This window comes from Niallia sp. M35 (assembly GCF_050971705.1).
Lineage (GTDB): Bacteria > Bacillota > Bacilli > Bacillales > Cytobacillaceae > Niallia > Niallia circulans_A.
Window position 1 is genome coordinate 98,540 of the sequence record NZ_JBPCEP010000014.1, and the last position, 23,925, is coordinate 122,464.

The window sequence follows — 23,925 nt, forward strand, 5'->3', positions numbered from 1 at the left end:
CCCTCTTTGTTACGCCTTTACTAGGAATAATGGTTCCCCGTACTCAACAAGTTCTCCATCTTTTACAAGGATTTCTACAATTTCGCCATCTACTTCTGCTGTAATTTCGTTAAATAGCTTCATCGCTTCTACGATACAAACAACAGAATCCTTTGTAACCTTATCCCCCACTTTTACAAATGAAGGAGAGTCTGGAGAGGCTGATTGATAAAAAGTTCCTACCATTGGAGAAGTAATTTTATGTAAGTTATCATCACTTGATTTAACAGGTGTGTCTGCAACTACACTTTCTACTGCTACCTCTTTTGTTGCTTTGGCTTCTTGTTGTTGAATGGTTTTTGTCACAACTGGAGCTTGTGCTACTATTTCCCCAACGTTCTTTTGAATTTCAACTTTCACACCATCTTGTTCATATAAAAAATTGCTAATAGTCGATTCATCTATTAATTTTATTAGTTCTTTTATTTCTGAAATCTTTAACATATAATTGCACCCCTTAAATCATTCTATTAGGACTAGATACTAATATCATACGATAAGACCTTATGATAATTCAATATGCATCTTTAAAACATGACTTTTTTGCTACTAAATCTTTTTTCAAATTTTTCTCAGAAAGCTAAATCTGTAGGAAATCATCTCTCTTTCTACCTACTTATCATACCACTATCTTTTTAAAATAACTAATTAAAGCTGACCAATTATCCGAAATCGCTTACTATTATATTTACTTTAAAAAAAGAGCAAAAATTAATTATCGTGAGGAGGAAAGCTTCTGAAAGAATATCGGAAGTTTTCCCCTCATAACCGTCGTTTTAAAATTCCATGCTATTTTCTTAAATGAGACTGCTGCTCTTCGAATTATCTAATCTCACTTTCAAATACGCTTAACTGAATTTCTCCAAAGAGATAAGATATGTTGAGGAGAAAGCTTCATTATCTTCCTGCTACTCGTGCTGATCTATTTAAAAAACTGTAGTCACTTACTAGCAGTGATCTACAGTTTTAAACGTACTATTCGCTTTTCCCCTCTTCTTGTCCTTGCTGCTTCATATCTCTATTTATTTCGGATCAATTTTTACCGCAACATTTGCATTTGGTGCATCCATATTTTTGCGGACAAGCTGAACGATTTCATTGGCAGCATCTGCGGAAAGTTCTTCTGCTTTCACTGTTACTTTTACTGTGCCATCATCAGCAGTCTGAACAAGTACATCATCATAGTTTTCTGCTTTAATAAGGCTTTCCATTATCTTTTCATTATCTGTCATTTCTTGAAGTTCATTGATTTTTTCAGTAGCTTCATTTTTTTCTTCTGCTGTTTTATCTTTAGATCCTTGAATGGTTACTAACTCTTCTTTCATTTTGTCACGTTGTTCCATTAAATCTAGGCGCATTTGTTCAAATACTGCTTCAGAATCTGTAGTAGTAACTGTGCTTTCTCCTTTGCTATCTTTGGCTGCTTCTTCTGCATCATTGCTCTTTGCTTTATTATTATCTTCCTCTGTTGCTGCAAATTCATTTAATCGGGATTCCGGTGAAGTAATATAGTATACCGACAACACAACTACCAAGCTTAACATTGTTAACAACCATACCGTTTGCTTTTTTAATAACATCTATTCTTCCCCCTTAGTTTTGTTTAGGTTGTACAGAAACTCTATGACTAGGAACATCCAGCGCCCGAGTAACTGCTTCAACAATCATTGTTTTTACTTTTATATCTCCAGCTCCTTTTGCAACAACGAGAACCCCGGCTATTTTAGGTTTCATCGTCTCCACTACAATCGGAACTTGTTTATCTCCATTTGGTACTAATACAACTGTTTCTTCATTCGATGTTTCTTCCACATTTCGATTACCTCCCTGTGTATCCTTTTCTTCTGTTTTCTGGATCGTTTGGGATTGGTTTTTTTCATATACTTTCTTTTCTGATCCCTCTATATTTACATAGACAATTGCATCCTTAACCCCTGCTATCGCTGATATTGCTTCTTTAATTTCTTTTTTATATTGTTCTTCATAATCAGCAATAGTTAAATTACTACTATTGGCTTTTTGCCCAAATGTCTCTTCCGCCTCTTCAGAAGAAGCTTCATTATTATAAGCAGCGACTTCTTGAGCTTTATTATTGTCTTTAAAGAACATATTGCTTAACAGCATAATGGCGACTCCAAATAATACAACGATGACAATATAAGTGGTTTTCCCTTGTTTTTTTTCGTTTCCGTCATTTGACAGAATATTTTTCAACCAGCTTAATGGCCCTTTGTCCTTTTTATCCATTTTTCCCCTCCTCCCCTCCTTCGTACATAATTACAATTGCATCATTTCGCACTTCCCACTTTTCAGAAAGAAAGGAAATAATACTTTCTGTGTCCATTTGTTTTGTTTCCTTTTTATCAAGAAGAGGTTGCTGTGTATCAATTCGAACAGGGCTTACAGCTTCCACAACATTATTGGGATCCTGGCTTTCCTTCATATGAATAACCATTTCAGTTAGATTTGCAGGAAAGCCACCCTCCTTTTCTTTGTCAATTGATAATTGAATTGAATTAATCTCCATTCCGTAATTTGCTATCAACTCCTCATTTGCATCCTCTTTTAATTGGACAGCCATTTTATTTAATGTATATTCATCAAGTGAGGCTTGTATTTCTCTTTTTTTTAAATCAATGGAATTATTCATATTTTTTTGTTCAGGTTCACCCATTGCACTAGCTGAAAACACGGCTTCAAAGTCACTGGATATCAGCTTAAATACAGGTGTTAAAATGACGGTTATTAGGAGCAGGCCTGCGACCATCTTTGCATATTTCTGAAAAGTAGAGTTAGGCAATAGCATATCCACAACCGTTGCTAACAGTATAAAGAGAATAATATTTGTTACCCATTCTGTAATAAAATTCATTCTTTCGCCCCCTTTTTACCTAACCATCATCGTCAGATTACTGGCAACAATGATCACTGTAATGCTTAGAAAAAACATTAGGGATACAATTGCAAGTGCCGCAAAGACATAAATGACACTTTTACTAATAACATCTAAACATTTAATAACTGGCCCGCCGCCAATTGGCTGGAGAATGGCTGCTGCAAATTTATAGATAAAGGAAATCATTAAAATCTTTATGGCAGGAAATGCTACGAGAAGAAGGAGAATAACAACTCCTGCGATTCCAACCGTGTTTTTTAATAATAATGAAGCATTAATGACCGTATCTGTTGCATCGGTAAACATCCGTCCAATCACCGGGATGAAATTACCAGTTACAAACTTAGCTGTTTTAATTGTAATTCCATCTGTGATTGCAGATGATGCTCCTTGCACAGAAATTACTCCTAAGAAGATTGTTAAGAAAATACCCAAAATCCCAATGCTAATATTACGCAGCAAATTGGCGAGCTGAGTAACTTTATATTGCTCGGACAAACTGCTGACAACATGAAGCAGGGTTGATAAGAATAATAGGGGCAGCACAATATATTCAATTAACATACCGCTTGTATTCATCAAAAATAAGATAACTGGATGAAAGAAGGCAGCAGATATGGCGCCGCCAGAGGCTGCCATAAGGGCAAGCAATAACGGGACAAAGGCTAATATAAAATGGGTCATTTTCGAAATAGCATCACTTGCATAAGTGATAGCAACATGGAAGCTATTTAATGCAAGAATTATTAAAACCATAAAGACAATCGCGTATGCTACCTTACTGATGGAGCTTTTCTCAAATGAATTCTGAAGCATTTGAAGCATGACACTAAAAATAGTCAGTAGAATTAACGAACCTAATAATTTGCCATTTACAATAATCTCGTGGAAAGCAAATTGAAGTATCCCATGGAAGAAGCCTTGTAAATCAAAGCTTTTATCCCCTGTCATAAAATCATATAGACTGCCTTTTTGACTTTCTGGCAGAAATCCACCATACTCTGTTTTGATGGAATCCCAAAAAGTTGTTAATTCATTAAGATCCAGAGATTCTAGTTGAGATTCAACTATTTTTGTGGGGTCCATTCCTTCTTCCTTTATTTCTTCTGCTGCTTCTGCTTCTTGTGAGTCTTGTGATTCATGAGGTGAGGCTTGTACAATCGGTTGATATAGAAAAAAGAGAGCTGCCATAACGAGTAGGACGACTTTCAACTTTGTTTTCAATTTTTTCACCTCGAAATAAGCGGTTTCCTAAGTTAATTGGGAATCATATTTAAAATAGTTTCTACTAAGACGGTTAAAATCGGAACAGCCATTGCCAATATCAATATCTTCCCTGCTAGTTCAATCTTAGATGCTATCGATCCTTGTCCAGCATCTTTTGTAATTTGCACAGCAAATTCTGCAATATAGGCAATACCAATTATTTTTAGAATCGTTTCGACATAAACGGTATTTACTTTTGCATTCAATGCTATCCTTTCCACCATTTGAATGATTGCAGCTATTTGGTCTACAAGAAAAAGAAAGATGGCACACCCGACAAAAACAACTAATAAAAAGGCGATATTTGGCTTTTGTTCTTTTACAACAAGTGCTAAAAATGTGGAAACAAGTGCAATTCCAACTATTTGAAGAATTTCAATGATGATATCCTCCCTTACCCTTGGAATAAAAATACTGCTTTAATTTTCTGGAATAAGTCATTTACAATATTCGCTACCATAAATAGAATGTAAATAAATCCAAATAATGTGACCCACTGTGCATATTCTTTTTTGCCGACTTGGTCGAGGATTGTGTGTAAAAAAGCAACAACGATTCCAACACCAGCGATTTTGAATATAATATCGACCTCTAAACCCATAAAAGTCTCCTCCTAAACTACATCAATAAAATGACAATCAGCAGACCCGAAAGAAATCCTAAGCTCCTTATCATTTTTTCATATTTCCCTTGTATTTCCCTTGCTTCCTCTTCTTCTCTTTCCAGATGGGTAAGTGTTAACATGATCTGCTTCTGCTGAGAAAAACGATCATGCCTTCCTAATGTTTCTCCAAATTGTTTCATAATTTCTAATTCTGAATCCTTCATCGCTGTTTTTTTCCAAATCTCATGCAAAGAGGCTGTCCATGCCTCTTTCACCGTTGTATCCTCTTTAAGCAAGCGTTCTGCAAAACCGGCAAAAAAGGAACGTAATGGTTCATTTAATTGTTCAGCTAAGCGTCTGCTTGCTTCATGCAAGGGGGTATGTCCATACATAATCTCCGCTTCCAAAGATTGCAGGGCAGATTTTAATGCGCGTATTTGCTTCGGTCTTTGACTTAATAGCTTGGAAAATTCCATTCCACCCCAGCTTGTAGAAGCAAGGATCAAGATTGCCCCAATTATTTTAATCATTTATTTCACCTTCATTTCATCCATCAATAACTGGCCTTGTCCATTTTTTATCGCTGTTACAGTCCCAGGACCTTTCCTTCTATTTAATTCAATATATCGTTCGAATATGCCCATTTTTATCATGCTAGAAAGCATTGGTCGTTTTTTTACTTCTTCCAAGCTTGAACCATGTGTTGTCATTATTAATTGAATACCTGCATTGACTGCTTCTAGTATTGCTTCTTCATCCTCTTTCCGACCAACCTCATCCACTATGAGGACGTCTGGACTCATGGAGCGAATCATCATCATCATTCCTTCTGCTTTTGGACAAGCATCCAGTACATCTACACGAGGACCAAATGTCATTTGTGGAATACCATCCAGGCATCCGGCAATTTCAGATCGCTCATCCACAATTCCTACTTTTGCTGGTTTTATTAAAGAATTATCCGCATCCGATGAAATCAATCTAGCAATATCTCTCAATAAAGTCGTTTTCCCGGTCTGTGGAGGACCAATAATCATCGTATGACGCCATTTCCCTTTATCATATAAATAAGGAATAAATGGATTTGCTATGCCAATTTGCTCCTTTGCAATTCGAATATTAAAAGATGCTACGTCCCTTATTGCCTTAACTTTGCTATCTTGTAAAATGACCTTGCCTGCTAGGCCAATCCGATGTCCACCTTGAACCGTGATATATCCTCTTTTCAATTCTTCTTCCATTGTATAAACGGAATACTGGCTGATTTTATTCAATAATTGGTTTCCATCCTCTTTCGAAACAATAAACGGAAAAAAGATAGACCGTCCATTTATAAATACTTCTAAAGGTCTACCTATGCGTACTCGAATCTCTTCCATCCCTAATCTTTCTGATGGAGGGATTGTGAGAATAAGATTTTCGATTGCTTTAGGCAAAAAAGAATAGATAGTATTCACAATAGTTCCTCCTTAATGAAATTTCCTAGTTTAGATTGGCTGCTTTGTAATGACATATATAGGATGACTTATTAAAATGTATGCTTGTCTTCATTTTTTATGTCATCTCCCCATTAATTCAGCTATTTTTTCTGATTGTTTTTAGGAGAATGGTTGAGGTACAAGTATTCGAAGGTTGTTTTTTCAGGCAAAAAAATATGGGAGTGGGACATAAGTATTTCAACCAAATCTAACCCCGAACAATTATACGTACACACTAAAAAAAATTCGTATAATTGTTTGTGTTTTTTTATTATTTTAAGAAAGAAGGTATGTGGTAATCACCCGCAGCCTGAATACACTTCGCTTTCCATGGGGCGAGCGCCAAGCCTCCTCATTCCTGCGGGGTCTTGGACTTTCTCGCAGCTCCCATAGGAGTCTCCGTGTATTCAGGCTGCTCCATTTATTTTCTTTTGAAAAAAATGTTGGAACGAAAATACTCTTTAAAAACGGAGTGAAATGGAGTGGAAGACACTCAACTCCTGCGGGAAATAGAGCAAAGCCTAAGACCCCACAGGCTTGCCGAGGAGGCTTAGGTTGCTCCCCGCGGAAAGGGAGTGTCTGTAACGCAATGGAACGAATTGGATTCACCACTAAATTTAGATTGTTCGTCTTTATCCATTATTTATTTTGTTTTGTCCCACCCTCATCTTATTTCATTAAGGAAAAGATAATTTAATTTATGTTCATCTTACCAGTGGACTTGAAGCTTATTACCATTTGGGTCATAAAAATGGAAAAAGAAGTGACCATTGTCTTCCTTTATATCCTCTACCTTAACTTGATTGTCCATTAAGTGTTGATGAAACTCAGATAACTGTGGACTTGTAAAGCCAATGCTAAATTCTTCTTCATTATCAATTGTAAAATGTGCAAATGTTTCATCGTTGGTAGGAACTAAGATAAGTAAGAAAGGTCCTTCATTTACTTTTAAAATAGCAAGTTCCCCCGTATTGTTTAGTAACTGGAGCCCTAATACATCTCTATACCATCTTGCAGACAGTTCTAAATCTTTTACAGGAATTCTAATATAATGTACTTGTTCAATAAATGATTTACTCATAATCTTCTCTCCCTTTATTTACTCCGATAAACTAAATAATTCCCTTTCTATCTACGTTTCTCCTTCTGATTATTGCAGTTTATCCCTACCTTGCAAGGAATTTCAGCTGATTTCCCAAGAGTAGACTCTCTTTATCATACATTCTGCCATTTATGCATTCTTTGGGAAAGAACGTCTATCCTAACCTCCACTACATACAAAAATCTGCTGACTTCAGACAATTGAGTTATACATGGTTAAAAAACCACTTTTTTTCAAATGCTATACCTAATTAAAAACCAAAAGTAGGGAGGGAAAAAAACATGAAAAAGCTGCTTCTCGTCTTTATTTCCATAAGTCTAAGTTTTGTTCTTGTTCTTTCCATGCAACCAAGAACAGAAAAGCCTGCTTTCAGTAAGGAACAAAAGAGGAAACCAAAGAATGTTATCTTGCTCATCGGCGATGGTATGGGAGTTGGACAAATGGAGATTGCTCGATTATTTGAACATGGAGCAAATGGGAGACTTTTTATAGAAACGCTTCCCCATACCGCCATTGTTCATACTTCATCTAGCAATAATCGGGTAACAGACTCTGCTGCCGGAGGGACAGCTCTTGCCATTGGAAGGAAAACAAATAATGGAATGATTGGTATTACAGCAGAAGGAAAAAATGTAGATAGTATTTTAGACAAATTTAAAAGAGATGGAAAAAAAACGGCCATCATCACAACAAATTCTGTTACAGATGCCACACCTGCCAGCTTTACCGCAAGCGTCAATAATAGATGGGCTGATCAGGAGGAAATTGCTAAACAACAATTGAGTAATAAGGTGGATATTATCATGGGAGGAGGCAAAAAATATTTTACTCATAAGGATAAACGGGGAACAGATCTTATAGATGCTTATAAAAAAGCTGGATATGATTTTCTAACAACTGCTGAGGAATTAGAAAAAACGAAGTCCCAAAAATGGCTTGGATTATTCGGTGATGCTCATTTGAATTTTCAACTTGATAGAAGTCATATCAAAACAACCGAACCAACATTAGAGGAAATGACGAAAAAGGGATTAGACGTGCTATCAAGTGAACAAAAAGGATTTTTTGCAATGATTGAAGGAGGTCGAATAGATCACGCCTCACATGCTTCTGATATAACTGGTATATGGAAAGAAACAGTTGCATTTGATGAAGTGGTTAAGTACTGTGTGGAATGGGCGAAGAAAAGAAACGATACATTGGTTGTTGTTGCAGCAGATCACGAAACAATGGGCATATCTGCTACAGAAGCGTTAGATATTAGTGGTTTAAAAAAGGTTTCAGCGTCCCCTCATTATATGGCTCAGCAATTAATAAAGAAAAAAACAAATAATGGCTATACGGCAAAAAGCATAAAGAAAGTTTTTAAAGACTATGCTGGAATAGACCTCAGGAAAGATGAGCTGCTTCAGCTGCAAATAAATCCGAAAGTAAATAACGGACAAGTATATCGAGAACAACAAATGGACTGGAAAATTGGCACTATTATCGCGAACCATTATCATGCAGGAATTGTAGATTCACTCACCCAGCAGCTTAGTTCAACAGGCGGCCATACAAGCAATATGATTGTTGTATTTGCAGTTGGGACAGGAGCAGAAGAATTTCATGGTGTTTTAGATAACACCGATATCCCTAGAAAAATTGCTGCGATTATGGGATATGCCTTCTAAGAAATAAAAAGGGAAAGTCCAACCAATTATAAGCACTTCATCATATGCTATCATGAGGTGATATGATATGTTTTCTAAACCAACTTCCGTGACATATATATCAAACGAATTTCGTGCAACTGGTAAAAACATGCATTTTGGGATAGATTTTGCCCACAATGGCGTCAATGCAATTAAAGCTTGTGCTGACGGGATTGTCAGCAGATCCTATTACTCGGCGAGTTACGGAGAATGCATTATGATTCTTCATAAAATATCTGGACAAGAATATGAAACAGTGTATGCGCATTTGAAAAGAGGATCTCGAAAAGTGAAGGTTGGCGATTATGTAAAAAAAGGACAAGTTATTGGCATTATGGGGAGTACAGGAGAATCAACAGGTCAGCATTTGCACTTTGAATTACACATTGGTCGTTGGAATATCAATAAATCTAACGCAGTCAATCCATTACCATATTTCGAATCAGATTCTAATACAACCCCCTCACGTAATACAGAATATATTGTAAAAAAAGGAGATACCCTGTATCAAATTAGCAGAAAATATGAGACAACAATTAAAGTTCTACGTGCTTTTAACCAGATAGAAAACCAAGATATCATCAATGTCGGACAAAAAATTAAAATACCATCCCAAAAGGCTGTCTATTATGTGGTGAAAAAAGGAGATACAGTCAGCCGAATAGCAAAAAATTTTCATACAAGTGCGGGAAAAATAAAGGAATGGAATCAATTGAAAAATGTAGACAAAATTTACCCTGGCCAAAAACTAAGAGTAGGATAATTTATATTTATCCTACTCTTAGACTGTAGACAAACTCTTATTTTTTGGAAATAGAAGTTTGAGTTAAGTATATTTATTAATTTCTTTAAAACAGGGGGTTGTTTTCCGCTATTTAATCGACATACCATTTTCTAAAATAAGCTGCTTATACCAATAATAGCTTTCTTTCGGTATCCTTCTTAAATCCTTTTCTTCATGCTCCGTTCTATTTACAAAAACAAAACCGTAACGTTTTTTATATCCATTCAACCAACTTAATAAATCAGTAAAGGACCATGCGCAATACCCGATAATGTCCACTCCATCTGTTATTGCTTTTTTCATTTCTATTATATGCTTTTTTAAATAATCAATACGGTAATGATCCTTTATGCGGCCATCCTCAGCGATTGTGTCAATAGCACCTAAGCCATTTTCAGTAATAAAAATTGGTAAATCATATCTTGCCTGTACTCTTCTTAATGCGATTCGAAAACCAATTGGATCTATTTCCCATCCCCAATCTGTCTTTTGCAAATATGGATTGTCGACTGCATTAAACATCGGAATCTCTGGAGATACTGCTTGGCCGCTTTTAGGCTGCATTAAATATGGATCAGTTCCTGAAAATTCTTTTTCGCCATTCTTGTCAGCAAGCTCCAGTCGATTTTGCTGTGCTGTACCACCATGGTAATAATTAATACCTAAAAAGTCTGGTTTAGCGGATTTTAATAAAATTTCATCTTCTTTCAAAACGGTGGGAGCAATTCCAAGTCTCTCTAGTTGTTTCTTGACAAACTTTGGATAAGTTCCTTTACAATATACATCTAGCCACCAATCATTGTTAAATGCCTCGCCATTTTCTGCAGCTAATACATTAGCTGGATCTGCATTTAAAGGGTACATCGGTCCATACCCAAAACTTGGTCCGATCTTTCCATTCGGTACTATTTCATGAAATAACTTAATTGCTTCCGCATTTGCAAGATTAATAATATGATTGGCTTCATACATTCTTTTTAAATCGGTAACCGCAGGTGGATGTATGGCCCATCGGTAACCAAGTGTGGTGAAAACATTTTGTTCATTCATGGATACCCAGTAAGTAACCTTTTTTCCCAATCTACGATATAACACTTCACAATATTTTTTAAAGGCTTTAATTGTTTCTCGAGACTCCCAGCCATTAAAGCGCTCCTGTAATGATAGTGGTAAATCCCAGTGATAAAGAGTGATAACCGGTTCAATCTTATTAACCAATAACTCATCTACTAATCTTTCATAAAATAATAAACCTGCTTCATTCACCTGACCGTCTCCATCTGGGATTACTCTGCTCCAAGAAATGCTAAAGCGATATGCCTTTAAACCCATTTCTACCATCAATCTCACATCATCCTTGTATAGATGATAATGATCGACGGCTACATCTCCAGTTGTTCCTTCATATGTTTTTCCTTTTATTTTAGAGAAAGTATCCCAAATAGACGGTCCTTTTCCATCAACATTCCAAGCTCCTTCAATTTGGTACGCAGCAGATGCAGCTCCCCATAGAAAATCGGCTGGAAAGTCATCCAATTGTTTATGGTACATAACTTCTGTCCCTTCCTTTTCCTTAACCCTTCTACTCGTTTAGCCAAGTGTCCATTTTTGTTTTGATGAAATAATCCGGGTGGAATTATTTTCTACCTTCACTTCTGGGGCTGGAGGAATATCCGTTACTCCATGTAAAATAATTTCATATTTATTTATGCCAGTAACCTCTATTTCATACCGCCCGTGCTTTTTCGATACCATGACATTCGCTTGTTTTTCCCCATCTTTGCTATATATTGCAGCTGAAAGGAGTTGGTTTTCATGTAAATCAAATACGTGAATCTTCGGCTTTTCCGTATAATCATATACTGCTTGTTCCTTGCAGCTTCCTTCGATAATAATGCTATTTGGGCGGACCAATAACGGCAGTGTAAAATAATCATACGATTGCTCATACCAATGACCACCTTCATATAATTCTCCTGTTAAATAATTGGTCCAAACACCTTTTATCTCTGGGACATAAAAATTAACTTTGCCGTCTTCTCTAAAAATTGGTGCTACTAATAGATTATCTCCGAGCATGTATTGACGATCTAAAGTATGAGTGGATATATCATCTGGGAACTCTAAAACCATTGGTCTCATCATAGGTATCCCTTTTTCTGCAGTATATACAGATTGAGCAATTAAATATGGCATTAAACTCAGTTTCAATTTTGTAAAGGTGCGTGTAACCTCCACTGCCTCTTCTCCATACATCCAAGGCACTTTATACTCCCAGCTTCCGTGATAGCGGCTGTGGGAAGATAATAAACCAAACTGCGTCCATCTTTTATAAATATCTGGCGTTGCTCCTGCCTCAAATCCTGAGATATCATGACTCCAATAACCAAAACCGCCAAGACCAAAAGATAACCCTGCCCGAAGCGTCTCAGCCATTGATGGATAATCAGAAGTATTATCCCCACCCCAATGTACCGGAAACTTTTGCGAACCAACGGATGCAGACCTGGCAAATACTACTGCTTCTTCTTTTCCGCGCACCTCTACTAAAAGGTTATAAACTACTTCGTTATACAAATAGGCATAGTAATTATGCATTCTTTCCGGATCAGACCCGTCATAATAAACGCAATCTATTGGTATTCGTTCGCCAAAGTCTGTCTTAAAAGAGTCGACTCCCATATCAAGCAAAGAGGTTAACTGGGACTGATACCACTTCACAGCCGCAGGATTGGTAAAATCCACAATTGCCATTCCTGCTTGCCACTTATCCCATTGCCAAATATCACCATTAGCTTTTGTTAAGAAGTAGCCTTTTGCCATCCCTTCATCAAATAAAGGTGACTTTTGGCCAATATACGGATTAATCCACACACAGATTTTTAATCCTTTCGCTTTTAACCTCGCTAACATCTTTTCAGGTTCTGGAAAGATATCTTGATCCCAAGTAAAATTACACCATTCATATTCTTTCATCCATAAACAATCAAAATGAAAAACTTCTAAAGGAATATCATGCTCTGCCATTCCATCAACAAAAGAAGTAACTGTTTTCTCATCATAATCAGTTAAAAAGGAAGTGCTTAACCAAAGACCAAAGGACCATGCGGGTGGCATTGATGGTTTCCCTGTCAAGTCAGTATAATTTTCTAACACTTGCTTTAGATCTCCGCCACCAATAACATAATATTCCATCATTTCACCAGGTACGCTAAATTGCACCTTCGAAACCTTTTCACTTCCAATTTCAAAACTAGCTTTGCCTGGAGTATTCACAAATACACCATACCCATTGTTGCTTACGTAGAATGGAATATTTTTATATGCCTGTTCCGTACCAGTCCCACCATCCGCATTCCAAATTTCGACTGTTTGCCCGTTTTTCACAAAATGGGTAAACCGTTCCCCTAAACCATAAATGTTCTCTCCTACACCAATAGACAATTGTTCGCTGATATGGTAATCTCCCTGTGGATCTTTAATATATCCTTTACTTCTCGGATTGCTTTCTGTAAGAATTCGTCCCTTATATTTAAAAGTAATCGTAAAGGTTTCTCCCTTTGTCACAATGGCACTTAAATCCCCGGCAACAAAAGAATAGGTAGATTCCGATTCTGAAATATCTGGAACAATTTCTTTTTTATTGATAACAAAATGCGGCTCAAGCTTTTTTGTTCCTTTATAATGGTACATTCTGACACCAATTATATCTGGATGTGGAGTGAATAGTTCAACAGTCATCATCCCTCCATCTAATGTTGCCCCTTTATGATTTATATAGGAAAAAGGAGCATATAAAGTTAAGATATTTTTTGATTGTCTTGTTGAATACACATGTGTAGCATAGTTCACTTCAAAACCGTCTTTAACTAACCATCCGCCATTAAGAAATTTCATTCTTTTCACACTCCCCTTGCTTTAAATGGTTTTCAACTAAAATATATGCCCCCCATAAGCCCGAATCATTATAATGCTTACATATTTGTACAGGTACCATGAAATCTTGCCAGTATGGTATTGTGTTTAATGCCTCGTTTATATAAGGATATAGTGCAGGATTTTGACTTACGCCGCCTCCAATTAGGACCTTTTCGGGATTGAAAATAACGACAGAATTAAATATCGCTACTGCAACGTACTTGCACCACTCTCTAATTATCTCTTTTACTTTATGATCTGTTGCTAAAGAAAATATTTCTTCACCAGCTATTTCCGCTTCAGGCGGGAGTCCATATTTTTCCTTATGAAGGCTAATAAGTGCGCTTGTGGATGCTAACTCATGAAGTGTTTTATTTGGGAATCTCCCATAATCTGTAAGCATCATGCCTAATTCACCAGCTCGATAAGAGTGGCCCTTTATTGTTTGGTTCTGATAGTAAATCGCGCCGCCAACTCCAGTCCCCAGTGTTAAGAGAATAAAGTCATTAATATCGATTGCTGCACCGTTATACTTTTCTGCTAGCGCGGCGCAATTCGCATCATTTTCTATATAGATTGGACAATCTATTGTTAATCTTTTCTTTAATTCGTTTACTATATCTACTCCATTAATAGAAGTAATTGCACCTGCTAGAATAGGAACTCCATTTACTGAATCTATAAATCCAGGAAAGCTTATACCTATCCCTTTAATAGATGCTAATAGGCTCAAATCTACTATTTTTGCAGTCAAACTAGATAGAAAACTTTCTTTGTCATGTCTATCTGTTTTGAATTTGCCCTTTTGGACAATGTTAGAGCGTTCAATTAGTCCATATTTCACAAATGTTCCACCTACATCAAAACTTATCACAGCCATAACCAATCTCCCCTTAAAGGGATGAAACATTAGAAAGATAGGAAAAACTATTCTGCTTTGTTCCAACAGAGTCGTTTTAAGAAGAAATAGTTTTTATTTCCTCAGATGTTTCACCCAAAAAAGTAAATCTTTAATTCGCCCATAACTTCATTCGATCTTTTACTAATCCAGTCATATCCGAACTAGCTTTGTCAATCCCCATCTCCTTTAATTTTGTTTGCATTTCTGACCATTTCTGTTCAAACTCACTTGGAGGGGAAATGATAATATCAGTAATTGCTTGTGTTGTGTAGTCGTCTGCCTTTTGTTGAATCACTGTCAAATCACTGCTTGCTGGAATAGCTATTTCATAAGCACGACCATGCTTTGTCTGACCTAGTTCAACTGGAGATGGGAAGAAATCTGCCCACACTTCATGACCATAACTACTTATAACCTCTTTTTCTTCCTCCGTATAATTCGACATGGCTAATTCTTTCGTATCAGACCTTGATATTGGTTGCCCAGTGGAGTCAACTGCTCCTGTTCCCCATTGTGGAAACGGGTAAATATAGTTCCCGACTCCGGTTTTAAGGGAATAATTAGGATCGGTTTGCGATTCTTTAATATCGGTCGCAACACGTTTTCCATCCTTGATTTCATAGTTTTCTCCTTCTATCCCCCAGTTAACTAAGATTTGTGCTTCTTCTGACGCCATCCAGTCTAAAAATCCAAAAGCCTTTTCTTGTTGTTTACTTGTAGAGGAAATGGAAACACCAACCGTGCCTGTATATCCATAGTCTTTTGTATCTGGCTGTAAAATACCTTCTTCTAATGTCACAGGAAGTGGTGCATAAGTTCTCCACGACTGTCCATCTGCTTTAAGAGCCGCAATTCCATCATTTATATCCCAATTTTGATCCGCTAAACCTATGACACGGCCCGAAGATATTTTTGCAATGTATGTGTCATATTTTTGAGTAAAACTCTCTGGATCTACTAATCCTTCATCATACATATGGTTGAGCCATTTAAAGTACTCTTTTACTTTCTCATCTTGGAATTTATATCTTGTCTCGCCTGTACTTTCATCCACCAGCCATTGCCCATCATCCTGATATCCAGATGCATATCCTGCTGGGTTTCCTACTGTAATGAGCCATCTCCAGTCACTACCTAATAAAGATAAGCCAATCGTATCTTGTCCATTGATTTGCGGATACTTTTCTTTATAAGCTTTTAAAGCATTCTCGTAATCTTCTAAAGTTTTAATCTCTGGATAGCCTAATTCTTTTAATACTTCTAATTGTATTTTAAATGTTCCGCTAGGATTTAATACTGTATTCGTCATGCCGCCTGTACCCACATGGTAAATCTGCGGATCTTCTGTATTGTTCTTTAGGCGGACTAGTTGATCACCATACAGAGCTTTCAAATTATCCCCTTTGTCTTCAATCAGTTCATCTAATGGGATAACAGCTCCAGCATCAATTAATTTATTAAGATCGCCTTTGCCAAAAATTAAGTCAGGATAATCGCCGCTAGCAATCATTAAAGGAACTGCTTGTGTATCGCCACCAACCGGATGAGAAATTTCTAACTTTACCCCTGTTTTTTTGGTAATTTCTTTAGCAACCGGATTATCAAATTTGTCATCCTTCGTTAAATCCGCACTAAAAAACGTTAGGGTTGTTATGTCTCCATCTTTCTCTTTTTCTGAATCAATAGCTTTATTACAAGCTGCAAGTAACAGACTTGCCGATAACACCGAACCTGCCATTATCATTTTCTTCCATTTCATAAAAAAATCCCTCCTAATAATAAGCAAAATAGGCTAACCTAGCTGATTAATTTTTCACTGCTCCTAATGTTAATCCTGAAACAAAATATTTTTGCAGAAATGGATATACTAGCAATATTGGTACAGTAGCAATAATAGTGATTGCCATCTTAATAGATTCTGGAGTAGTTTTTCCTGCATTTAATTGCTCCATAGCTGAATTACTGACATTTCCCGTTGATTGTGCACTAGCATTGTCTAAAATCTTCATTAATTCATATTGTAGTGTTGTTAGATTAACATTCCCCCTCGCATATAAATAGGTATCGAACCAGCTATTCCATTGACCAACAGCGATAAAAAGAGCTATTGTGGCAATCGCTGGAATGCATAACGGCATAATAATCTTGTAAAATATAACAAAGTCATTTGCTCCGTCTATTTTTGCTGATTCTTCCAGTGCATCTGGTAAACTATCAATAAAGGATCTTATAACGATTACATTAAAAGCACTTAGTAATGCTGGAATAATATAGACAGCAAAACTGTTAATCAATCCTAAATTGCGAATTAAAATATATCCAGGGATTAGTCCGCCGCTGACATACATCGTAACGATCAATAATGTTGTAAGATGTTTTCGAAAGATGAAGTCTTTTCGGCTAATGACATAAGCCATCACACATGTACATAAAACTCCTGCTATAGTACCAATGATTGTCCTTAAAACAGAATTGGTAAAGGCTAACAGCAGTTGATCATTATTGCTGAAGATTTCTATATAGTTTGCAAAAGTAAATTCCCTTGGCAAAATGCGCAATCCACCTTTAGCTGTATCCACTGAATCATTTAATGAAATAGCTAGAACATTTAAAAATGGATAGAGTGTGGCGATAATGATGATAATCATTATTGCTCCAATGACTAAATCAAAGCCAGTAGGTCGATTTATGCTCTTTTTCTTCCTGAATAAATTTGTCATATTAGCCTCCTTACATAAGTCCGCCATTTCCTGATTTTTTGGCAATATTATTAAATATAAAGATAAGAATAATACTAACGACTGATTTAAAAATTCCTATTGCTGTACCATAGGAATATCTAAACATACCAATACCGTAATCAAGAGCATACTTGTCCAGTACAAGCGCTTTATCTGCTACGATATTATTTCCAAGCAGCATTTGTTTTTCAAATCCAATATTAATAAGATTGCCAATACTCAAAATTAGTAATATAAGGATAATAGGTTTGATAGATGGAAGTGTAATGTGGATCATTTGTTTAAAGCGACTTGCTCCATCTACCCAAGCTGCTTCATACATTTCTTTATCGATACTCACCATTGCGGCGAGATAAATAATGGCATTCCACCCCATCTCTTTCCAAACATCAGAGAATGTGACAATATACCAAAACTTATTGGGATCACTCATAAATTGTATTGGGGTATCAATGATATGGAGGGACAATAATAATTCATTCAATGCTCCATTTGTTGAAAGCATGGTAGTTACAATGTTTGCTACAATTACCCACGATACAAAATGCGGAAGATATGATACGGTCTGTGTAAATTTCTTAAATCTTGTGAATCGCAGCTCATTTAATAAGAGAGCCAAAGCAATTGAGCTTGCGGTTCCAAAAACAATTCCTAATCCACCCATACCCAATGTATTAATTAATGCCCGATAAAATAATTCATCCTCAAACAGCGCTTTAAAATGCTTGAGACCAACCCATGGAGATTCTAGTACTCCTAATGCTGGCTTATAATCTTGAAAAGCCATAATCCATCCAAAAAGAGGTAGATAACAAAAAATGATAAGCCAAATTACCAAGGGTAGTGCCATGATGATAAGTACTTTTTGATCTTTCAGCTTTTTCCAGGTTATTTTTTTCTCCTTTTGGGGCTTTTTTTCTTGCTTAACAAGAGGTGCTATCTCCATCTCTCCCCACTCCCTATCTAAAGTAACTTCTTTATAAATAAAGTATAATTGGATACGCTTTCATTTTTAATAGTAATTCTTAGTGTAGTAAGTAGTAAAAAATAGTGTTTTGAAAGCGTTTAATTTATTGATATATTCTTTAAAATAAACCAAAAGTGCTCATGGCTGAATGAGCACTTTGATAAGATGCAAATTTATCTTCTAGAAGTACTGCTACCAATTTGTCTATTGGATATATTTCTAAACTACCTTATATGAAAGAATTTCAGCCATCTAATTGCTCGATTAATCAAATTCATTAACTTGCTTAAGCATCGTTACTAATTGGTCTTTTTTGATAACAAAATCAATATTGCCATTCTCTTTAATAGCAAACATGTTATTATTTGTTTTCAAAGGATAAAATTCTAGTTTTCGACTATGTTCTCTTCCGTCAGACGCAAACTCATACGCCATTTTCAAATAAGGTTTCTTTTCTAATGCTTCTCCTTTATATTCCTTATTTGCAGATAGTACAGCAATATATTGATATAAATTTCGAAAGTCTGCTTCATCTATATTGCTATTATTCAATTGAAAGGTAGAAATAATCTTATCTGATGTACTATTAAGTCGATGGATAGCAGTTATCTGCTCTGATTGTTTGCCTTCAATTGTCCACTTGTTCAAAGCATCTGCCATAATAAGGCACAGAAACTTATCGATAATAGAAAAAGGGCGATTTACTAAATTTTCGATTTGCCCTTTTGGAACGACAAACAAATTTTTTTCTTTATTAACGGTAGCATAGTATTGATTATTTTCATCCTTTAACAATTTTAAAGTATATTCCTTGCCCTCTTCTTGAATAATAATCTCCTTCCAATTGGTCAGCTTACTTTGATCGATTTCATTTGATGGATCTGATACTTTTAAATGTGTAAGTGTAGATAAGATTTCATCCATTTTTTTGTATTCCACTGAATAGTCGTGTGAATAATAGTCATGAAGAAACCATCCACTTATAAAGGGGGCCTTTTCTACAGATGAATAATCAGTTTGTTTACTCAAGGAATAATGATCTCGCTCTCCCCGAAATTCAATTTTTTTTATCTGATCTGCTTCTAGCGGAAATGCCTTCTTTTCCGAAAAAATGACCGGCGAATAGTATTTCACAAGATTTGGAACATTATAAAGCTGATAGGTTTGGTTTTGTCTCATTAAATAATATTGATTTTTCTTTTTATATAACTTCATTTGTGATTGATCTGCTGCCACCTCGAATAATAAATCCATTTCATTCTGCTCTTTCACTTTATCTCCTCTCATATTTGAAAAAGCTAGCACAAATTGATTTGCCATATCATCTTGGAAAGTCTGTTCCTTTACAGTCCAATCACTTCCTTCTTTGCTGAGTTTTATCGAACTGTCCTGTTGTTTAATATGCAACTCACTTGCCTGCTCGATGTTTTTTAAGTTTATGCTGCTTTGTTTGGGAGAAGCATGTTCACTTTCCTGATTGCAACTTACCAACAGACACATTACGAAAGGGATAAAAATATATAGATAGTTTTTTGGACTGGTTTTCATTTTTTTAACTCCTTCTCTAGCTGATACAGCACCGGATTTGTATAATACATTAAAATAAAGCCGAACAGGCTAAAAGCAAATAAAAAGGATACAGCGGGGACATAGTAAAAAAAAACAATAAGAATAACAGAAGTGGACAAGTGTAAAAATGCTTTTCCTGGAAATCGCAACAATATAAATGGTCCTGCTTTTAATAGTGTTTTCATATTACTTTCAAATCGGCTTAATACACTAAGACCAATACTTGTGGTGATAAAGACGATTGCTAAAAGAATAGCAACTACACAAGCCAGTATTAAATTATTTTTTTGTAGCATATAAAAAAAATCAATAAATAAGATAAAAAGGATGGTTAACTGTATAAACCAATAAATAAAACTGAGTTTAAAATTTGTTTTATAATCCATGAAAAAATCTCTTACTGGAGTAATACCACCTTCTCTTAACAATCGTCCGTTAGTTGAGAAAAGGGCAGTGAGACTTGCTCCCATAGGGAGAAGTGATATATAAAACAGCATAATATTTTCTAGGGAAAATGGAAAAAGTAGTAAAGCAGTAAAGAATAATATATTACTGAATACAAAACATAGATTCAAAAGAAAGAAAGTGGATATGTAATTTAGAATATGATAAAGCTGCCTACTGTTCATCGCTTCACCCATTGCCTTGTAATTTTCGGTATTCATTTGGTGACATGCCACAGTGTCGCTTAAACTTTTTATAAAAATAGTCCAAATTAGCATAACCTGTTCTTTCTGCAATCTCATAAATCATCAAATTAGAATCTTTTAGTAGTTGTTTTGCTTTGCCCATTCGTATTTCATCTAAATATTGAGAATAGCTTTTTCCTGTTTCTTTTTTGAATTTCTTGCCGATGTAAGCGTTGTTATAATTAAAGTGCTCTGATATAATTTTTAGATTTAAATCTTCCTTATAGTGTTTTTGTGTATATCTTTCTATTTCTTGGATCGTATTAATTCTATTAAAGCTTTCATTCACAATTTGCTGTAACACACGATAACTATTTTCCATTTCCTTCATTAACTGTTCCATCGTCCTACTTCTTGCAATACTCCTTTCAGCAGTATTCGCCACTTCCTGCAAGCGCTCTCTATCTGTTGGGTTAATAGTATCTATCACGTTATTTACAACACTTTGTAACTCCTTACTGACATTCCATTTGATTTCATTTTCATGGAGGGGATGATAACGGAAGTTTTCCTTATATTTAAATAAAGAATTTGCAAGATCTCCATCATACAAAATATCCTTTAACAGCTGCTCTGGTATATTTCCTGTAAAATGAGTTTTAGCTTGTAAACTTTTTATCCTTTCATTTGAAATAACCCCTAAGTTGGCATAAGAAAAGGTAATATCCTTTAACTTTCTTATCTCTTTATATAGCTGCTTCAAATGACTGCTTTTATTTTGCCATGAAGACTGAAGTATAACTTCACCTTCTTGACTGGCTATAGACAGTAGTTCCTTTTCCACGGTATCTAAATCAAAATCATCTAAAATTAGCGTCAAAGCATACGTATAATCATCGTGTGTGAATAAATAGCAAAGAACGTTTTTATTCTCCCTTATTCTTGTCTGAAATTCCCTTGCTATTGATTGGTTTGGAAAACGAATTAAACAAGCTAAACGATATTCAAGCGTACAGGGCTTAAAATCTCCTTCAAAAATATTTTTCCTTAGAAGATTGTAGATATCATTATTCGTCCCTTTCTGTTTATCTACTTCTTTGCGTATCCCTAACAATATATCTGTTAATTCATCTTCATCTATTGGTTTTAACAAATATGATACTGTTCCTAAGCGAATGGCTTTTTGAGCATAAGTAAATTCTGAATATCCTGATAGAATAATAGAATAAAAAGTTTCTCCTCTCTTTTGGGCAGTCTGTATCATTTCTAACCCGTCCATCTCAGGCATTCGTATATCTGTTATTACTAAATCAGGCTGGTATTCATTAATTAGTTTTATTCCTTCTTTCCCATTTTGAGCAGCACCAACAATTTCAAATCCATATTCCTGCCAATCAATAATATAAGGAAGTCCCTCTCTAATTACCGGCTCGTCATCAACAATTAGTACTTTTTTCATTTTATACGCCCCCTATGCTTTTATTGGGATGGTAACTTTAACAATCGTTCCCTTCCCTTCTGTACTAGTTATTGTTAGTCCGTATTTTTTTCCATACATTCTTTTTATTCTTTCGTTCACATTATTCAAGCCAATGCGGTTTCCTATTTTCTCTTTATGTAATATTTGTTGAATTTCGATTAATTTTTCTTTCGATATGCCTTTGCCATCATCTTGAATAAAAATATGAATAGCTTCTTCCATTTGCACAATATTTATTAGAATAAGTCCACTTTCTACTTTTTCTTCAATCCCATGCACAAATGCATTTTCAACAATAGGCTGCAAGATAAGGGGAAGAATATTATATTGTGCTGTATTTACATCTGATGTAATTTCATATCTAATTCTATTTCCAAAGCGAAGCTGCTGAATTCGCAGATAAAGCAGTAAAAAATCAATTTCCTCACTTAATTTCACATATTTCTGCTGATTATTTTCAAGGGATCTTCTTAATAGTTTGCTTAAAATTTTTACACTTTCCGATACTTCTTTATCCTTATTCTTTAATGCTCTCATCCGTATCATTTCTAATGTATTATAAAGAAAGTGTGGATTAATTTGACTCGCCAATAATTTAAATTCCGATTCCTTCTGCTGCAGCTGCCAGCTTTTTTCTTGTAATTGATGCTGATAATTTTTATGCAATAGATCTCTTAGGCTTTCCATTGTTGTATAAAGCTGAATATAGATATCTCTTATTTCATCATTGCCATCAATCGTTATCGGAATATCAAAATCACCGTTTGCCACTTTATGCATAGAAACTTTTAATTGTAATATCCTTCTATCCATAGAACTTGTATATCTTTTAATAACAAATAATACTAGTAACATAACAAGACTAATAATTGTATAGCTCTTTATCATTATTTTATTTACTTCGTTCAATATTTCTTGATTATTCATTACTGTCACTACTTGAAAATGATTCGTAATGGACTTAGGCAAATCTAACATTTGCCCATAAAATATAAATGGTTTTGTTTCTTTCATTTCAATGGAATATGTCTCCCCAACATTTATTGGGTGATTTTTCATTTTGTTTTGCAATTGTTTTGTTAAGTAGTTTTTCGGTGTATGGTTTGTATATTGAAAATTCGTTAGCTCTTTGTCTAATAGTAAAGCGTTATCAATTGTTGCCGAATTTAATATATCCATTAACGATAACTCATCCACATAAATGGCAAGAATACCAAGAAACTGATTTTCCAAGTTATACACACTTCTGACTAATGCCAAAAAAGGTTTCTCTGTTACTGGGTCTACTAGATTACACCAATAAATCTTTCCTTTTCCCTCTAGAGCCATTTCATACCAATTCATCTCTTTTATTTGTTCATCAGCAAAAACGAAGTTCGAATTGGTCATAAATGATTTATTATTTACAAAAAATCGAATATTAGCTAAATTACTATGATACCTAAGAAAATAATCAAATAAAGTGAATTCATTATACCCTTCAATCATTTCTTTTGGATCGGCATACCTTTTTGTTACAAGCTCTTCCAAGCCTTCATCCTGATATATCCAATCTGATATTTGGATAATGGAAGTGAAATTATCTTCTAGCCCCTTCCTTACTCTTTCGGTTTCAACTAGTATATCTCTTTCTCGAGACTTAATCATATCCTGCCTTATATTTATCGTTAAATAAATCCCTACAATAAATATTGGGATAACTACACTTAAGAACATAAGCATCAATCTTCTCTTTATAGGTATAAATTTACTACGCATCTTTCATCGCCTCTCTACTTAGACAGCACTATTTTTAGATGAAGACGATATCTGTGTCTAATTCGTTATTGCATTGTTAATAACATCTTCTAGCAAGTA

At 35.3% G+C, this 23,925-nt stretch carries 22 protein-coding genes; 2 read left to right on the forward strand and 20 right to left on the reverse strand.

Annotated elements, in window-relative coordinates; genetic code table 11:
* Positions 1 to 9: 9 nt before the first annotated feature.
* The 10 genes from accB to NiCM35_RS19580 form a co-directional block, all read right to left on the reverse strand.
* Entirely contained in the window at positions 10 to 483 is a 474-nt protein-coding gene (accB, locus tag NiCM35_RS19535; protein WP_095332853.1) for an acetyl-CoA carboxylase biotin carboxyl carrier protein, read from the reverse strand.
* A 578-nt stretch (positions 484 to 1,061) separates the two neighbouring features.
* Positions 1,062 to 1,619, reverse strand: coding sequence for a SpoIIIAH-like family protein (locus tag NiCM35_RS19540; RefSeq protein WP_095332851.1), 558 nt, complete (start codon positions 1,617 to 1,619; stop codon positions 1,062 to 1,064).
* A gap of 13 nt (positions 1,620 to 1,632) precedes the next feature.
* Positions 1,633 to 2,286, reverse strand: coding sequence for a stage III sporulation protein AG (gene spoIIIAG, locus NiCM35_RS19545; protein ID WP_123257908.1), 654 nt, complete (start codon positions 2,284 to 2,286; stop codon positions 1,633 to 1,635).
* The gene (gene spoIIIAF / locus NiCM35_RS19550; protein WP_433780609.1) at positions 2,279 to 2,911 is read right to left on the reverse strand and encodes a stage III sporulation protein AF; all 633 of its coding nucleotides are present in this window, start codon (positions 2,909 to 2,911) and stop codon (positions 2,279 to 2,281) included. The genes spoIIIAG and spoIIIAF overlap by 8 nt, the downstream gene beginning before the upstream one ends.
* A 15-nt stretch (positions 2,912 to 2,926) precedes the next feature.
* Positions 2,927 to 4,159 carry a stage III sporulation protein AE gene (gene spoIIIAE / locus NiCM35_RS19555; RefSeq protein ID WP_095332845.1) on the reverse strand — a complete coding sequence of 411 codons (1,233 nt, stop codon included), beginning with the start codon at positions 4,157 to 4,159 and terminating at the stop codon, positions 2,927 to 2,929.
* 32 nt (positions 4,160 to 4,191) lie between these two features.
* A complete protein-coding gene (spoIIIAD, locus tag NiCM35_RS19560; RefSeq protein ID WP_047941134.1) occupies positions 4,192 to 4,587 on the reverse strand; it encodes a stage III sporulation protein AD in 396 nt (131 codons plus the stop codon).
* Positions 4,588 to 4,595: 8 nt separating this feature from the next.
* Positions 4,596 to 4,802: a stage III sporulation protein AC gene (gene spoIIIAC / locus NiCM35_RS19565; protein ID WP_016204918.1), complete on the reverse strand. Its 207-nt coding sequence runs from the start codon at positions 4,800 to 4,802 to the stop codon at positions 4,596 to 4,598.
* A gap of 17 nt (positions 4,803 to 4,819) precedes the next feature.
* Positions 4,820 to 5,335: a stage III sporulation protein SpoIIIAB gene (gene spoIIIAB, locus NiCM35_RS19570; RefSeq protein ID WP_163186043.1), complete on the reverse strand. Its 516-nt coding sequence runs from the start codon at positions 5,333 to 5,335 to the stop codon at positions 4,820 to 4,822.
* Positions 5,336 to 6,262: a stage III sporulation protein AA gene (gene spoIIIAA / locus NiCM35_RS19575; protein WP_095332841.1), complete on the reverse strand. Its 927-nt coding sequence runs from the start codon at positions 6,260 to 6,262 to the stop codon at positions 5,336 to 5,338.
* A gap of 730 nt (positions 6,263 to 6,992) precedes the next feature.
* Complete coding sequence (locus NiCM35_RS19580; protein ID WP_123257911.1) at positions 6,993 to 7,364, reverse strand: VOC family protein; 372 nt, start codon at positions 7,362 to 7,364, stop codon at positions 6,993 to 6,995.
* A gap of 302 nt (positions 7,365 to 7,666) precedes the next feature.
* Here NiCM35_RS19580 and NiCM35_RS19585 point away from each other — a divergent pair, with 302 nt between their 5' ends.
* Together NiCM35_RS19585 and NiCM35_RS19590 are read left to right on the forward strand one after the other, a co-directional pair.
* Complete coding sequence (locus NiCM35_RS19585; protein ID WP_123257912.1) at positions 7,667 to 9,058, forward strand: alkaline phosphatase; 1,392 nt, start codon at positions 7,667 to 7,669, stop codon at positions 9,056 to 9,058.
* Positions 9,059 to 9,125: 67 nt separating this feature from the next.
* Positions 9,126 to 9,842 carry a LysM peptidoglycan-binding domain-containing protein gene (locus tag NiCM35_RS19590; RefSeq protein ID WP_341122989.1) on the forward strand — a complete coding sequence of 239 codons (717 nt, stop codon included), beginning with the start codon at positions 9,126 to 9,128 and terminating at the stop codon, positions 9,840 to 9,842.
* A gap of 108 nt (positions 9,843 to 9,950) precedes the next feature.
* Here the strand turns inward: NiCM35_RS19590 and NiCM35_RS19595 are convergent, their stop codons facing one another.
* From NiCM35_RS19595 to NiCM35_RS19640, 10 genes are all read right to left on the reverse strand, one after another.
* Complete coding sequence (locus NiCM35_RS19595; protein ID WP_123257914.1) at positions 9,951 to 11,414, reverse strand: glycoside hydrolase family 1 protein; 1,464 nt, start codon at positions 11,412 to 11,414, stop codon at positions 9,951 to 9,953.
* A 39-nt stretch (positions 11,415 to 11,453) separates the two neighbouring features.
* A complete protein-coding gene (gene yicI, locus NiCM35_RS19600) occupies positions 11,454 to 13,760 on the reverse strand; it encodes an alpha-xylosidase (protein ID WP_123259228.1) in 2,307 nt (768 codons plus the stop codon).
* Positions 13,747 to 14,661, reverse strand: coding sequence for an ROK family protein (locus tag NiCM35_RS19605; protein ID WP_433780613.1), 915 nt, complete (start codon positions 14,659 to 14,661; stop codon positions 13,747 to 13,749). Before NiCM35_RS19605 ends, yicI begins: the two co-directional genes overlap by 14 nt.
* 130 nt (positions 14,662 to 14,791) lie before the next feature.
* On the reverse strand, positions 14,792 to 16,441 hold the full coding sequence (locus tag NiCM35_RS19610) for an ABC transporter substrate-binding protein (RefSeq protein ID WP_433780615.1): 1,650 nt from the start codon (positions 16,439 to 16,441) through the stop codon (positions 14,792 to 14,794).
* A gap of 46 nt (positions 16,442 to 16,487) precedes the next feature.
* Positions 16,488 to 17,402 (reverse strand): carbohydrate ABC transporter permease, encoded by a 915-nt coding sequence (locus tag NiCM35_RS19615; RefSeq protein ID WP_123259226.1) that lies wholly within the window; start codon positions 17,400 to 17,402, stop codon positions 16,488 to 16,490.
* Positions 17,403 to 17,412: 10 nt separating this feature from the next.
* A complete protein-coding gene (locus tag NiCM35_RS19620) occupies positions 17,413 to 18,369 on the reverse strand; it encodes an ABC transporter permease (RefSeq protein ID WP_095332819.1) in 957 nt (318 codons plus the stop codon).
* A 285-nt stretch (positions 18,370 to 18,654) separates the two neighbouring features.
* Positions 18,655 to 19,938, reverse strand: a complete 1,284-nt coding sequence (locus NiCM35_RS19625; RefSeq protein ID WP_123259224.1) for a DUF4340 domain-containing protein — start codon at positions 19,936 to 19,938, stop codon at positions 18,655 to 18,657.
* A complete protein-coding gene (locus tag NiCM35_RS19630) occupies positions 19,935 to 20,705 on the reverse strand; it encodes a DUF624 domain-containing protein (RefSeq protein WP_123259223.1) in 771 nt (256 codons plus the stop codon). The genes NiCM35_RS19625 and NiCM35_RS19630 overlap by 4 nt, the downstream gene beginning before the upstream one ends.
* Positions 20,593 to 22,047 (reverse strand): response regulator transcription factor, encoded by a 1,455-nt coding sequence (locus NiCM35_RS19635; RefSeq protein WP_095332815.1) that lies wholly within the window; start codon positions 22,045 to 22,047, stop codon positions 20,593 to 20,595. Before NiCM35_RS19635 ends, NiCM35_RS19630 begins: the two co-directional genes overlap by 113 nt.
* Before the next feature lie 12 nt (positions 22,048 to 22,059).
* Positions 22,060 to 23,826 (reverse strand): cache domain-containing sensor histidine kinase, encoded by a 1,767-nt coding sequence (locus tag NiCM35_RS19640; RefSeq protein WP_123259222.1) that lies wholly within the window; start codon positions 23,824 to 23,826, stop codon positions 22,060 to 22,062.
* Between the last annotated feature and the right edge of the window lie 99 nt (positions 23,827 to 23,925).

Bases quoted from the DNA above. Each gene is read 5' to 3' on its own strand.
- NiCM35_RS19585 (WP_123257912.1), top strand. From the start codon at position 7,667: ATGAAAAAGCTGCTTCTCGTCTTTATTTCCATAAGTCTAAGTTTTGTT.
- NiCM35_RS19630 (WP_123259223.1), bottom strand. From the start codon at position 20,705: ATGAGATTGCAGAAAGAACAGGTTATGCTAATTTGGACTATTTTTATA.
- NiCM35_RS19580 (WP_123257911.1), bottom strand. From the start codon at position 7,364: ATGAGTAAATCATTTATTGAACAAGTACATTATATTAGAATTCCTGTA.
- spoIIIAF (WP_433780609.1), bottom strand. From the start codon at position 2,911: ATGAATTTTATTACAGAATGGGTAACAAATATTATTCTCTTTATACTG.
- NiCM35_RS19635 (WP_095332815.1), bottom strand. From the start codon at position 22,047: ATGAAAAAAGTACTAATTGTTGATGACGAGCCGGTAATTAGAGAGGGA.
- NiCM35_RS19590 (WP_341122989.1), top strand. From the start codon at position 9,126: ATGTTTTCTAAACCAACTTCCGTGACATATATATCAAACGAATTTCGT.
- NiCM35_RS19625 (WP_123259224.1), bottom strand. From the start codon at position 19,938: ATGAAAACCAGTCCAAAAAACTATCTATATATTTTTATCCCTTTCGTA.
- NiCM35_RS19595 (WP_123257914.1), bottom strand. From the start codon at position 11,414: ATGTACCATAAACAATTGGATGACTTTCCAGCCGATTTTCTATGGGGA.
- spoIIIAC (WP_016204918.1), bottom strand. From the start codon at position 4,802: ATGGGTTTAGAGGTCGATATTATATTCAAAATCGCTGGTGTTGGAATC.
- yicI (WP_123259228.1), bottom strand. From the start codon at position 13,760: ATGAAATTTCTTAATGGCGGATGGTTAGTTAAAGACGGTTTTGAAGTG.
- spoIIIAG (WP_123257908.1), bottom strand. From the start codon at position 2,286: ATGGATAAAAAGGACAAAGGGCCATTAAGCTGGTTGAAAAATATTCTG.
- NiCM35_RS19605 (WP_433780613.1), bottom strand. From the start codon at position 14,661: ATGGCTGTGATAAGTTTTGATGTAGGTGGAACATTTGTGAAATATGGA.
- NiCM35_RS19620 (WP_095332819.1), bottom strand. From the start codon at position 18,369: ATGGAGATAGCACCTCTTGTTAAGCAAGAAAAAAAGCCCCAAAAGGAG.
- spoIIIAB (WP_163186043.1), bottom strand. From the start codon at position 5,335: ATGATTAAAATAATTGGGGCAATCTTGATCCTTGCTTCTACAAGCTGG.
- NiCM35_RS19540 (WP_095332851.1), bottom strand. From the start codon at position 1,619: ATGTTATTAAAAAAGCAAACGGTATGGTTGTTAACAATGTTAAGCTTG.
- NiCM35_RS19615 (WP_123259226.1), bottom strand. From the start codon at position 17,402: ATGACAAATTTATTCAGGAAGAAAAAGAGCATAAATCGACCTACTGGC.
- NiCM35_RS19640 (WP_123259222.1), bottom strand. From the start codon at position 23,826: ATGCGTAGTAAATTTATACCTATAAAGAGAAGATTGATGCTTATGTTC.
- NiCM35_RS19610 (WP_433780615.1), bottom strand. From the start codon at position 16,441: ATGAAATGGAAGAAAATGATAATGGCAGGTTCGGTGTTATCGGCAAGT.
- accB (WP_095332853.1), bottom strand. From the start codon at position 483: ATGTTAAAGATTTCAGAAATAAAAGAACTAATAAAATTAATAGATGAA.